This is a genomic window from Pseudovibrio exalbescens DSM 16456, from assembly GCF_000422785.1.
Taxonomy (GTDB): Bacteria; Pseudomonadota; Alphaproteobacteria; order Rhizobiales; family Stappiaceae; genus Pseudovibrio; species Pseudovibrio exalbescens.
Genome location: NZ_AUGS01000011.1, coordinates 38,171 through 50,148 on the forward strand (window position 1 = coordinate 38,171; position 11,978 = coordinate 50,148).

The following is an 11,978-nucleotide window of genomic DNA, read 5'->3' on the forward strand; positions in this document are numbered from 1 at the left end:
GGGTCCCGAACCCGATCAATTTTCAGTCGCAAATGACTGCAGTTTTCCGAAAGCCAATGACAGAAATGCATTTTGACCTTAGTGAACCCTTTCCGTTCCTGCCGCCTGCATGGAAGCCCGCCTTTGGGGTTCTGCATGGCATGTCGGATGCATTGCTTGCTCTTGCATTTTTTCTCATTCCAATAGCGATTTTCCGCTTTATCCGGTTGCGGCCAGACTTGGGGCGGGGCACTCATCGCGTGGCAAATTTGCTGATCGCTTTTACGGTGGGTTGCGGGATTACGAAGGTTATAGCTTTGGCTTCGTTGTGGTGGCCACTTCAAATCATCGAAGGCGTTGCCTCAACATTGACTGCGCTTGTTGCCATTGCTGCGGCTATTTTGATCTGGCCAATGATGCCCAAGCTGTTGTCGCTTCCCTCGCACAGACAGTTGCAGGCTGTGAATGCGGAGTTGCACCTTCTCAATGAAGAGTTGAACACGATTGTTGCCATGAGAACCGCTGAAGTGGAGGACGCCAATAGGCGCCTTTCTCTTGCGTTGAAAGGTGCCAATGTCACTGCTTTCACTCAAAACAAGAACCTTGAATATACTTGGGTGCAAAACCCAAAGGTGAGAGCAACAGAAGCCGAGATATTGGGTTTGACAGATGATCAACTTATGCCGGAGGACGTGGCTGAGATTACGCGCCCGTTGAAAAAGGAAGTGTTGGCGACGGGAGAAAGCCGTTCCACCTTCTTGGCGCTTCCGACCGAGGAGTTCGGTACCGTTTATTTGCATTTGGTCGTACATGCGTTGAGAAATTCTGAAAACGAAATAACGGGCCTTCTTGGAACGGCGACAGACATCACCGAGAAGAACCTCTATGAGATCCGCCTCGCCGCGTTGACAAGCCAGTTGGCAACGGCAAACAAACGTTTTGAAACAGCCATTCGAGAGTCCCTGATTACTGTCTTCGAACAAGATGCTGAACTGACATACAACTACATTGCCAATCCTCCTGCGGAGAGCAGCCAGGAAGATTACATCGGTCGCACCGATGAAGAGGTTTGGTCACTGGAAGATCGCTTCAGTATCATTCCGCTCAAGAAACAGGTTCTGGAAACGGGCGAAGCCTGTTCTGCTGAGGTGGATGTTGTGATTGGCGGGCAACAAAAGAGCTATGATCTCAGTCTGGAGCCCATATTGGATGCAGACAAGAGGGTGACCGGCCTGATTGGCACAGCGGTTGATCTCACTCACAAACGAGAGCAAGAAAACCACATGAGGTTGATCATGCGGGAGTTGTCGCACCGCTCTAAAAACCTTCTGGCGGTCATTCAGGCGATGGCAAGTCAAACCGCCGCGAGCGCCCGCTCAAAAGATGAGTTTTTTGAAAGTTTCTCGGCCCGTTTGCAGGCCATGGCAGCCTCCCACGATCTGCTCGTTAATCATTCTTGGTATGGCGCTACTTTGGAAGAGTTGGTTCGCACACAGGTAAGCCAACAACTGGCACCAGGGGGAGATCAACTCGTTGTGTCGGGACCTCCGGTGGAACTGAACAACGAGGCAGTTCAGAACATGGGATTGGCGCTACATGAGCTGGTAACTAACGCTGCCAAATACGGCGCGCTCTCTGTTCCTGACGGGCGCGTTGAAGTGCGTTGGGAGGCAGTTGAAGATGGCGTGCGTTTCATCTGGCAAGAAAGGGACGGCCCCGTCGTTTCCCAACCGCAACACAAGGGGTTTGGTACGACCTTGCTGGAAAAGGTTGTTGGCCCGGCTTTGGGCGCTGAGACCACACTGTCCTACGACGCGGAAGGCCTCCGCTGTTCTTTCACAATAGCCCCTGCCATGTTGCGGCGGGGTGGTTCCAATGCGACGCCTTGACCAATTTCGGGGCGGTTCAGGATGAACTGCCCATATCGGACAGGGCTTGATCAATCTCTGCCATCAGATCTTCACCTTGCGTTCGCGAGATAATGCTAGACCGCGTTTGCCGTCTGAGCTGAGCCCTCCACGCTTTCAAAGCTGATTTCTTCTGGTCTGTGGTGAGTATATCATCACGAACGAGATCCAGAGGTCGGCCAAATCCTGCGAAATTTCGTCCAAATGTGTTGCTCAAGATGTCCTCAATTGAGGCTTGGGGTGTTCACTGTAAGATCTACCTCTTTGACAGGCGATGCATGTTCTCACAAAGACAACGCAGAACCTGAAGAATGGTTCCACGTTTTTGCCCCAACTTTGAACGAATTTGTCCAAAATTGCGATTTTTGGATGTATGTTACCTGCGCTGCTCGCGTTTCACACGAGGAGCATGAGCCTGTCCGGTGGGGACATCCCCGCCTTACAGGAGCAGAATTGTGGCAGTGGATGCTGCTGCTGAACCGATAAAGCCCAGTAAAACAATCAAGCCATCACGTGTTGCCAATCCCAAGGAGAGCAACATAATGGCGCCTCCTGGAAGAGCTGCTGCGAAAGGGATCAAACCTGCGGGGATCACTAGCAGGGCAAGCACTACGCAAATCAAGGCAATAATGCGGGGCATAGGGTCTTGGATGGCCCAGTTCATTCGATCACCCACAAACCGGTCAATACCGGAGGCATAAGGCGAGAGCTTGTCCAGGGCCTCGTGCAGCTTGTCAGGCGGTATGGGTCTTTTGGTAATCACGGTTGGAAGCCACAGGCTTTGTGTCCCCCAAATCATTTGCATGGAAAGTATGATGATCAATGCCGCCATCAACAAGGGCACACCTGGAATTGCGCCGATAGGCGATATCAGGATCAACGCGCTCACAAATAGCAACGGCCCAATGGCACGATAGCCGATGGCGGACAAGACTGTGCCAATGGTGATGTGTTCGGTCTCCGCCGCCTCCTTCAGGTGATCAAGGATTCCACTCAAGCTCGTGGTTGATGTAGAGCTCATTCTGTTGCCCCTTTACGATCAGGGAGGGGGGCCGTGCTGCCTATCAGGTGGACATCAAATGCGGCGGCCTTGGCCTCCTCAGTCGTGATGGCAGGCAGTTGTCTGTTCTTGAACAAAACGGTCTGGTTCGGGTGATGCTTGCCTGTGTGCACTGAATGGCCCCATTGTGTTTTCAACGCGTAGAACGTTCCGGGTTCCGCTTGTATGCGAATTTCACGCACATGAGCGAGTTCACCAAGTTCACGACTAGTTACTGCGGTACGAAATTGCTCCTCCGGCTTTAGGGTGCTCTGCGAAGCTCCGGAGGCAAAGGCCATTTCTTCAAAAGAAAAAATTACGATAGCTGTGCTGAGTATGCCAGCCTTCAAATAATCAACGAGCATGATCAATCTCCTATATTCAAAATAGAAACGTTCCAATGGTGATATAGTTCCAAGGACATAATATTGAGCGTGACGTATGCTGATAAAAAATTCACGTAGCGATGGAACCTAATTTGTGCTGTTGCATTATTCAGGTGTAACAAGCAGAAAAGGAGTTACGCCATGTCTAGTACATTGAATAGAAGCAGCGAACACAACTCCACACAACAAGACCTTCAGAAACAGATCGACACCATTAATGAGAGCTTGCAACAAATCTCGAACGCCATGTTGCAGGATCAAGGATCTCCTCAACCACAATGGTCGGAGCGCGCCAAGCAAGCGGCAAATCATGTAGCTGCCAAATCACACGAAGCTGCTGCGGTTATTGGGGAGCAGGCTCACACGCTGGATGACGCGGTTGTTAATCAACTGCGCAGCAAGCCGTATCTGTCGCTTGGCATTGCAGCGGGCGTCGGTTTTGTTCTCGCACAGCTATCACGGAAGTAATCATGTTCGGGTTACTCTCACCTTTCATCGACCTGGCAAGAGCTGAGGTGAGACGAGCGCAGAGGCAGCTTTTGAAAGCTTGCCTTTGCGCGCTCGGCTTGGGCCTGCTGGCTTTGACCAGCTATGGATTCATCATATCAGCGGCGTTCATGGCATTGAGCGAAGTTTACGGACCGGTTGCCTCATGTCTGATCCTTGGTGCACTTACCCTTATTGCGGCCCTCTCAGCTCTGTGTGTTGTCTTGATCCGCGGGAAATCTAATAGCGGTTACCCAGCAAGCAGATCGCCGGCCCGAAGCGCTCAGCCGTCCTCCAATGTGGTTGGAACTGGCCAAAGTCCATCACCTCTCGGCGCCCCCGCTCTCTTGGCCTTGACCGCTCTGAGTGCGTTTGTTCTGAGCCGGAAGTAAGCTGACAGTTCGTAGCATCAGCGACGACAGGGGATGACCCGCGACCTTTACTCAAGCGCGCTTGGTTTTTTGACAAGGTACTCCGGCAAGTAACAACTGAGGTAAGCGACGGCAGCCCTCTGTCCCTCTTCGGCCATTGTATCCGTGATGTTCCCGTGCTCTTGGTGTGAGATGGAATAGATCTTGTCCGCGATTTGTAATGCGATCGCAAATATGTTGCGATCTGCAGGTAGCGGAGGAAGAACAAACAAACGTTCGTGAAAACCGAAGATACGTTTTCCGAGAACATCGTCATGCAAATAATCTGCATGACTAATCGTACTGATCAGGTGTTGCCCAAGTATCAAGTCACGTGCGTATTTCTTCCGTCTGTAGTAATCAACAAAACGCTTTTCTACTTCGATCGTGATATCGCGCCAGTTGTTTATTTCAGCGTAGTTCAACGGCTCATCGAGGGTTTTATCGAAGTCCTCGAATATTTCCTCCGCAAGTTCAGAAAGAAGCGCATTTATTTTCGGAAAGAAATGATAGACTGACGATGGTGGAATACCTGCCAGATCCGCTACCTGATAAAGCGATAGGTCGCCAACCGGGGTCGTCTCGAGGAGCTCTGATGCTGCGTCGAGAATAATGCGTTTTCGTTCAACACTGCGAGCCTGAGTTCTCCGCTTTGGCCTTCCGGTTTTTTTTGAAGCACGAGTGTTGGTCATTTTTACCCTAACGTTCAAGCTGGATCTCACGACGTGCGAGACCCAGCCTCTCAATTGTAATGTGTTAAACGCATATGATCATGCGGAACACATAAGTGTCAGACAGCGGGCACCTGTTGTGTGATACAATGAATGTTTCCACCACCAAGCAGTATTTCCCGTGCCTCGACCCCGACGACCTTATGATCCGGGAAAATGCCCTCAAGTGTCTGTTTTGCCTTATCGTCCCATGCAGGGTCAAGCAACGGCATGACTATGCGTCCATTGGTGATAAGGAAGTTGACGTACGATCCCGCAAGTCGTTCGCCAGCCTCGCGCTCCATGCCATCACTCGGATCGATACCGGCCGCCTCTTCAGCCGTCATGTGAAGGGGGCCCGGAACGTGGAGTTTATGTATCTTGAGCTGGCGTCCTTTTGCATCCGTCGCAGATGAAAGCACCTCAAAAGCTTCTCTCGAAATCTCATATTGCGGATCTTTGGGGTCCTCACACCAGGAGAGAATGACTTCTCCGGGCTTGGCAAGGTGTATCAGATTATCAACGTGACCATTCGTTTCGTCGTTGTATAAGCCGCGTGGAATCCAGATGATCTTTTCCAGATTAAGATAGTCTTTTAATACACCCTCCAATTCCGACTTGCTCAGGCTTGGATTGCGACTTGGGTGGAGAAGGCACTCTTCGGTTACATAAAGCGTTCCTTCTCCGTCCACGTGAATGGATCCGCCTTCCAGAATGATTGGCGCCCTGTAGTGATCGTCCCCATGAAACTCGCAGATTTTCTGTGCTACCTGATCATCCAGATCCCAAGGGAAGTACAGCCCATCCACGAGGCCGCCCCAAGCATTGAAACCCCAGTCCACGCCGCGACGCTGCCCTTTGCCATCTACAACATAAGATGGTCCAAAGTCGCGCACCCAGGAGTCATTTGTAGATATTTCGACAACTCTGATGTGTGCTGGGAGGCGTGTGCGGGCATTTGCAAACTGCGCTGCGCTAACACCAACGAAAACGGGTGTTTCCTCGGCAATGGCCTTCGCAACTTCAACAAAAGCTCTTTGAGCCGGTTTCGCACCGTCGCGCCAATTGTCGGGGCGTTCAGGCCAAGTAATCCAAACAGCAGCCTGCGGTTCAAATTCACCTGGCATTCTGAAGCCATCTTCGCGTGGCGTTGAAGTATGTGTGACAGTCATTTTTCGCTCCATAGTGAGCCGGACAGTATGGCTCTCCGGCTTTGAACTTGATCATCAGTTCTTGACTTCCGCGCCTTTTTCGATCTTTTGCCGTTTGATCGCACCGTTCAAAATCCATTCCCCAATGCCGATGGTGATGATCACGCCAATGGAAACCGGTGCGCTGTAAGACCAGTCGATGCTACCGATGGGCAGGTCCGGGAAAACGAACAGGACGACCGCCTGCGCAATGAAGAAAAGACAGACCGCAACGATCACAACCTGAACGCCAAAACTTCCTGGCACTCGATATGGCCGCTCAACGTCGGGTTGGGATGCGCGCAGCTTCAAATGCGCTGGGAACATGAAAATGTACGGCAGCAGGAAGATGCAGGAAGAGAATGCGAAAATTGACCAGAACAACTCGTCGCTTTCGCCTGCAAACAGACCATAGATCAGAATGACAGCAGAGGAGACAAGACCGGTAATGACGTTCGCGCCGATCGGTGTGCGATGTACAGGGTGCTCTTTTGCGACGGGTGCTGGCAATTCCCCTGCCTGAGCGGCCTCCATGGCAGCGCGGGTCGCGCCCATGGTCCAAGTAACCATATTGGCCAGGAAAGTGCACAATGTCAGAATGCCGATTGCATAAACCATGAACTGGCCAAAAGACCCCTGCCCAAACAGCAGTTTCAATGTTTGGACAATCCCGGCAACCAGTCCAATTTCAGCAACTGGAAGCGCCATCAAAATGCCAATGGTACCAAAGACATAAAGGCCGGTAACCAAAGCTGCTGCGATCAGTATGGATTTCGGGACATCTTTGCGTGGATCGCGGATTTCCTTGCCCATTGTGGCGATCAGCTCAAACCCGAGAAGGTTAAAGACAATAACGGGTAGAAAACCCAGGCCTGAATCGACTGAGGGGGCCATGGTCTTCCAGGAAAACTCGTTGGCAATGCCATTTCTTGCAGCAAACCAGACGCCGCCTATTCCCAGAACCAGAATAACGAGAACCTTGAAGAGTGCGCCCAGGTTGACAACCCAAACACCCGTATCAACGGAGACATTGCAAATCCAAACGGTTAGCCAGGTCAACGCGAGACAAATAACGATCTGGAGCCACAGGTTCATTCCGGGGAAGAACAGTTCGGCAAACATGCCAGCAAACATTATGTAGACCGCGGGCATCCACAGTGCCACGTTGATCCAATAGTACCAGGTTGTTCGGACTGCCCATTTGTAGCCAAAGGCTCGTTTTACCCAATCGTAGATACCTCCTTCATCCGGGTAGGTTGTGCCCAGTTCCGACGAGATTAAACCGTAGGGTATTACGAACAAAATCAGCGTGATCAGCCACCAGGTAATGGACGACGGCCCAATCGACGCTGATGCCGTCAATCCATCAACTACCAAAACCGCACAGACACTGAATAGCGTTAAACTGGGTAAGCCCATTCTTTTCTCAGAGCCAGAAGTACTCATCTTTCGTCTCCTTATGACGAGTGTTCAAAAGGACGCCGGTGTCTGTGCATGCCCATGAGCTCATTACTAACCGGTAGACGATAGCGGCGGACACCTCATCCTCAAAAGGATGATATACGACCGATAAAAATCGCCTTTGAGAAATGTCAAATACCGACATAAATCTATCTATAATTCATCAATGCGCAGTCTAATTTGCATTATAGCGACGATAATTTGAAAAAATATAAAGAATATCTGCAATTCCAAGGCGCTAAAAAGATATTTATCGAGTTATTGATTATTATCAATGTCGATAAATATCGATTCGGTGTAGCTGTGATATAGCACGGTGTCGCCGAGATTGGGGCGCCCCATGCTTCTGATATTGATGGTCCGGTGAATGCCGGCACTACTAGGAGCAACAAAATGAAAGAGCCAAGTTCCAGCGCCACAAACCTGCAAAAAAGTAATCTCCGCCACTTTTTGACCACCCAGGATTTCACAAGAAAAGAACTGGAGGACATACTCGACTTGATGAGGCTGCTGAAGGATGCGCGCCGTGAAAACGCCGTGCCGCAGCTTTTCAAAGGCAAGTCTGTGGCGATGATTTTCGAACAGCCTTCGACCAGGACTCGCGTTTCTTTCGAAACTGCCGCAACTATTCTTGGCGGACATGGTCTTTTCCTGTCGCCAAAGGACATTCACCTAGGCTCCAAAGAGAGTTTGGCTGACACCGGACGCGTTTTGTCGCGGATGGTGGATGTCATAATGGCCAGAGTGGATGACCATAAAACAGTTGCAGATCTTGCTAAGTATTCGACAGTCCCAGTGATCAACGGACTTTGTGACTGGCTGCATCCGACCCAAATCATGGCAGATCTTTTCACGATGCAAGAACACTTGCCCAAAGGAAAGAATTTGAGCGATCTGACCGTTGCGTTTGTGGGTGACGCAACCAACGTTTGCTCATCACTGATGTTTGCCTGCACAAAATTTGGAATGCACTTCAAGCATATCGGTCCAGAGAAATACCAGGCACCAACCAAATGGCGCGAAATCGCACTGGAAAATATCAACGAATCCGGAGGTCAACTCACAATAACTGACGACGTCGCGGCGGTTGAGGGGTGCGATATTATTGTTGCTGACAGCTTCTACTGGTTCGGTCAGGAAGATGAAAAAGAAGAGCGTTTAGCAGCGTTTATGCCGAAATATGTCGTTACTGAAGATATGATGGCTGCTGCGGGACCGGATGCAATTTTCATGCATTGCCTCCCGGCCAACGATCAGCGGGAAGTTACGCGTGAGGTCATGGATGGACCTCGTTCGGTCATATTCGATGAGGCGGAAAACCGACTGTCCGCACAAATGGCGCTCTTGGTCTACTTCTCCCACAAGGACGTGAAGGAACCGACGCAGGAGCGTGTTCAGGAATTCGAAACTCGCATCAAGAGCTTTCTTGAAAAACTCTGAAACCTAGTGTGGTGGCGATCATCCGCATCGTCACCCTTTCAGGAAGGTTGACATGAGAATTGTTGTAGCACTGGGTGGCAACGCCATCCTTCAACGCGGCGAACCTCTCGAGTGCGATGTCCAGCGTCGCAATATCCAGGAGGCCGCTCGCTCAATCGCGCGACTGGCAGAGCATCATCAAGTGGTCCTTAATCATGGGAATGGCCCCCAAGTTGGGCTTCTAGCTTTGATGAGTGAGGCTTACAAGGATGTGAAGGCCTATCCTTTGGACGCGCTTGGTGCCCAAACCCAAGGATTGATTGGCTTCATGTTCGAGCAAGAGCTGCGTAATGCGATGCCCGGTCGTGAAGTCTGCACGTTATCCACGCAAACTGTTGTCGATCCCAATGACCCGGCCTTTGAAAATCCAAGTAAATATGTTGGCCCTATCTATCGTGAAGAAATGCGGGCGGCTGTCGAGGCGGAGCATCCTGATTGGGTATTGCGGCGAGATGGCAACTATTGGCGCCGTGTTGTGCCATCCCCCAAGCCTATCGAGATATTGGAGTTGGCTTCTCTACGGAATCTGATCGACAAGACTGATGCCACGGTGATTTGCGGTGGCGGTGGTGGGGTTCCGGTTACACGCGGTTCAGATGGGGTTTTGCATGGTGTAGAAGCGGTTATTGACAAGGATAGAGCTTCCCGGCTGCTGGCCGAAGGAATTTATGCAGACGCATTCCTTATCCTTAGCGATGTGAAAGCCGTTGCAACAGACTTCGGTCGTCCGGGCTCGCGGGATATTCATTTTGCTACACCGGACGCATTGGAGCGGTTCGACTTTCCGCCTGGATCTATGGGGCCAAAAGTTGAGGCGGTATGCCAGTTCGTCCGTCAAACCGGTAAAATAGCGGCAATTGGTGCTCTCAACCAAGCGGCGGAAATTCTCGAGGGCAAGGCCGGGACAATTGTCAAACCGGATGTGCCAAACGACCTGATTTACTACGAGGACGTCCTCCCCAGCGTTGCATAAAAACTCAATTCAACGCGTGGTCCTCCGACTGCCAGGCCTAATCCCTCAGGGCCTGGCTTTTTCCTGCCAAAATCAAAGCCGGCTTTTATTTCGCTGTTGGTCACTGCAGCATCTCCATAAGGAAGTCGCGATCGGGAAACTCGATGGCTTCAATGCCACAGTTATCCAAGAGGTTCTTGGCATTCCAGATGAGGCCCAGGAAGGGTGTTGCCATTACATTGCGGTAGCCGTTGAATAGTGCCTCACATTCATGGGCAACTGCTACTGGATCGCGGACACTCATACGGGTTGCCAGCCCGCTCAGGAGGGAAAAGCCGGTTACATGGGCGTCATTCTGGTCTTCTTGAGCCTGGAATATCCGTCGCAGATAATGCAGCATCGCCAGTTCGGGATGGCTTTGAAAGACTGCCTTGAGGCATTCTCCAGTGTGGTACTCTGCAAACCCCTCATTCAGCACCGGTGAGTGAATCCAGGCCAATGCGCCCTCTGCGCTATGTTGCATCGCGGGTGCGTTTACCAGATGATATAGGTCGTGCGTGGCTTCGTGGCAGAGAATTTCCGCAATTGCGAGAAGCGGAATACCAACGTCCAGCGTTATGGTGGGCTCTTTCCGAAAAAAGGGCAAGTCGGGAAGCATGTTCCACGAAACCAACCGGCAAGCCGGGTCTTGGTGGTTTCCAAGAACGCAATCCACGGTGCAATCTAAGTCTTGCAAAGCCGAAAGGTCAGGCCTTTGCAGCTCGGGTGTGGTGGCCGGCAGCGTTTGAAAAAGGCCCTGCCCCCAGTCGAACCAGGAGGGTTCATAGAAAGCATCGGGAAAGCCCAGAGGACGCTGTGTAATGGCAACGTCGCTGACAGGCGCTGGGGCACGCAAATAGCGGGCCCAATAGCGGGCAATGACATCGCTCAGGCTTTGCCCCTCATGCCACGGCCGGCCATAGAGGAACTTCGCCAGCCTTAGATGCTTGTCCTTGAATGTTTCTACTCGGTTTTTGAGTCTTCGGTGGAACTGAGGATCGCTGGAGGCCAGTGCCTCATCTATTTCTGGGGCCCCCTGATACAAGGCGTAAGCCAGTGTACCGGCGCGATCGGGCGCCGCAGTAAAACCGCTTTCCCGCTCAATTGCGGCAAAGCTTGGCAAAAATCCTGAACATATGGCCTGAAACTCCGCCTTGAGGGGAACGGGAAGGTCTTTGGCAATCTTCTCCAGAAACACACCAGTCAGGTCTTCCATAGCCTGTGGAGGGGCAAGGGAAAGTTGACGCAGTGCTGCATAACCCCTGCTCTCTTGGTGCGAGACGTTGATGCCGAGGTCACGAAGTGCTGGCGGTAGATCAAGAGACAGGTATCGGTCACGATCATGACGCGCCTCATACATGTTGGCTTCTGAGAGCGGTTTGAGAGCCCTTTCCGCAATAATGAATGGTTTCACGCCAATTCGAGAGGATGTCGCCGGGCTGCTTTTCAGGATTGGGTTCGTGATCCCTATGGTCATGGTGAACCTCGCGCGACTTGAGGCAGGAATGGCAGATCGGGTCAAGCGTCGAGGGGATCTGCCATCCTTGTGTTTTTCTGAAGGAGCCCCTTACTTCGGGGCGCCCGTTCAAGTAGCCATGGCCGCTCATTCGGCCTTTGCCGCTAGAGCTGTTTTCCGTGGCAATAGCTGCCTTTCGGCGCGCAGTCCTGCGCAACTTGGCAGTTGACCGCGCACAGATGCCTCCGGTGGCAATATCTGACCGTGCACATATCAATCTTGCTCTTGCAGCGGTCCGCACCACAGCTGGCTTGCGGAGCGCAGTTGCCTCTGATGGTTTCGCCGGGGTCCACTTCCGGATCTCTGACCCAGATGAAGTCATTCAGGCCTGCGTCGCGAAGCTTTTCATCGATTTCGTTTTCGAATGTATCGAGAAAATCACTGAGTTCCTTGGAGAGTTTTGCGTCTGTCATGTCCCGTCTCC

At 51.7% G+C, this 11,978-nt stretch carries 12 protein-coding genes; 5 read left to right on the plus strand and 7 right to left on the minus strand.

Annotated elements, in window-relative coordinates:
• Positions 1-56 precede the first annotated feature (56 nt).
• Positions 57-1,868, plus strand: coding sequence for a sensor histidine kinase (locus tag G512_RS22115; RefSeq protein WP_051269197.1), 1,812 nt, complete (start codon positions 57-59; stop codon positions 1,866-1,868).
• Positions 1,869-2,325: 457 nt separating this feature from the next.
• On the opposite strand, the gene G512_RS0109915 is transcribed toward G512_RS22115, so the two are convergent.
• Together G512_RS0109915 and G512_RS0109920 are read right to left on the minus strand one after the other, a co-directional pair.
• Complete coding sequence (locus G512_RS0109915) at positions 2,326-2,907, minus strand: exopolysaccharide biosynthesis protein (protein ID WP_028481579.1); 582 nt, start codon at positions 2,905-2,907, stop codon at positions 2,326-2,328.
• Positions 2,904-3,326, minus strand: a complete 423-nt coding sequence (locus G512_RS0109920; RefSeq protein WP_143181335.1) for a hypothetical protein — start codon at positions 3,324-3,326, stop codon at positions 2,904-2,906. The genes G512_RS0109915 and G512_RS0109920 overlap by 4 nt, the downstream gene beginning before the upstream one ends.
• 126 nt (positions 3,327-3,452) lie before the next feature.
• Between G512_RS0109920 and G512_RS0109925 the strand changes: the two genes are divergently transcribed.
• A complete protein-coding gene (locus G512_RS0109925) occupies positions 3,453-3,779 on the plus strand; it encodes a hypothetical protein (RefSeq protein ID WP_028481581.1) in 327 nt (108 codons plus the stop codon).
• Between the two features lie 2 nt (positions 3,780-3,781).
• Positions 3,782-4,189: a phage holin family protein gene (locus G512_RS23130; RefSeq protein WP_028481582.1), complete on the plus strand. Its 408-nt coding sequence runs from the start codon at positions 3,782-3,784 to the stop codon at positions 4,187-4,189.
• Positions 4,190-4,236: 47 nt separating this feature from the next.
• Here G512_RS23130 and G512_RS0109935 read toward each other — a convergent pair whose 3' ends face one another.
• The 3 genes from G512_RS0109935 to G512_RS0109945 form a co-directional block, all read right to left on the minus strand.
• Entirely contained in the window at positions 4,237-4,899 is a 663-nt protein-coding gene (locus G512_RS0109935) for a TetR/AcrR family transcriptional regulator (RefSeq protein WP_028481583.1), read from the minus strand.
• A gap of 98 nt (positions 4,900-4,997) precedes the next feature.
• Positions 4,998-6,089 carry an agmatine deiminase gene (gene aguA / locus G512_RS0109940; RefSeq protein ID WP_028481584.1) on the minus strand — a complete coding sequence of 364 codons (1,092 nt, stop codon included), beginning with the start codon at positions 6,087-6,089 and terminating at the stop codon, positions 4,998-5,000.
• 54 nt (positions 6,090-6,143) lie between these two features.
• Entirely contained in the window at positions 6,144-7,553 is a 1,410-nt protein-coding gene (locus G512_RS0109945) for an APC family permease (RefSeq protein WP_028481585.1), read from the minus strand.
• A 408-nt stretch (positions 7,554-7,961) separates the two neighbouring features.
• Here G512_RS0109945 and ptcA point away from each other — a divergent pair, with 408 nt between their 5' ends.
• A complete protein-coding gene (gene ptcA, locus G512_RS0109950) occupies positions 7,962-9,008 on the plus strand; it encodes a putrescine carbamoyltransferase (protein WP_028481586.1) in 1,047 nt (348 codons plus the stop codon).
• 52 nt (positions 9,009-9,060) lie between these two features.
• On the plus strand, positions 9,061-10,020 hold the full coding sequence (gene arcC, locus G512_RS0109955; RefSeq protein WP_028481587.1) for a carbamate kinase: 960 nt from the start codon (positions 9,061-9,063) through the stop codon (positions 10,018-10,020).
• A gap of 100 nt (positions 10,021-10,120) precedes the next feature.
• Here the strand turns inward: arcC and G512_RS0109960 are convergent, their stop codons facing one another.
• Both G512_RS0109960 and G512_RS0109965 read right to left on the minus strand, forming a co-directional pair.
• Positions 10,121-11,515, minus strand: a complete 1,395-nt coding sequence (locus G512_RS0109960) for a hypothetical protein (RefSeq protein WP_028481588.1) — start codon at positions 11,513-11,515, stop codon at positions 10,121-10,123.
• A gap of 143 nt (positions 11,516-11,658) precedes the next feature.
• Positions 11,659-11,967: a hypothetical protein gene (locus G512_RS0109965; RefSeq protein WP_028481589.1), complete on the minus strand. Its 309-nt coding sequence runs from the start codon at positions 11,965-11,967 to the stop codon at positions 11,659-11,661.
• Positions 11,968-11,978 lie beyond the last annotated feature (11 nt).

Bases quoted from the DNA above. Each gene is read 5' to 3' on its own strand.
- G512_RS0109965 (WP_028481589.1), bottom strand. From the start codon at position 11,967: ATGACAGACGCAAAACTCTCCAAGGAACTCAGTGATTTTCTCGATACA.
- G512_RS0109925 (WP_028481581.1), top strand. From the start codon at position 3,453: ATGTCTAGTACATTGAATAGAAGCAGCGAACACAACTCCACACAACAA.
- arcC (WP_028481587.1), top strand. From the start codon at position 9,061: ATGAGAATTGTTGTAGCACTGGGTGGCAACGCCATCCTTCAACGCGGC.
- ptcA (WP_028481586.1), top strand. From the start codon at position 7,962: ATGAAAGAGCCAAGTTCCAGCGCCACAAACCTGCAAAAAAGTAATCTC.
- G512_RS22115 (WP_051269197.1), top strand. From the start codon at position 57: ATGACAGAAATGCATTTTGACCTTAGTGAACCCTTTCCGTTCCTGCCG.
- G512_RS0109915 (WP_028481579.1), bottom strand. From the start codon at position 2,907: ATGAGCTCTACATCAACCACGAGCTTGAGTGGAATCCTTGATCACCTG.
- G512_RS23130 (WP_028481582.1), top strand. From the start codon at position 3,782: ATGTTCGGGTTACTCTCACCTTTCATCGACCTGGCAAGAGCTGAGGTG.
- G512_RS0109935 (WP_028481583.1), bottom strand. From the start codon at position 4,899: ATGACCAACACTCGTGCTTCAAAAAAAACCGGAAGGCCAAAGCGGAGA.
- aguA (WP_028481584.1), bottom strand. From the start codon at position 6,089: ATGACTGTCACACATACTTCAACGCCACGCGAAGATGGCTTCAGAATG.
- G512_RS0109960 (WP_028481588.1), bottom strand. From the start codon at position 11,515: ATGACCATAGGGATCACGAACCCAATCCTGAAAAGCAGCCCGGCGACA.
- G512_RS0109945 (WP_028481585.1), bottom strand. From the start codon at position 7,553: ATGAGTACTTCTGGCTCTGAGAAAAGAATGGGCTTACCCAGTTTAACG.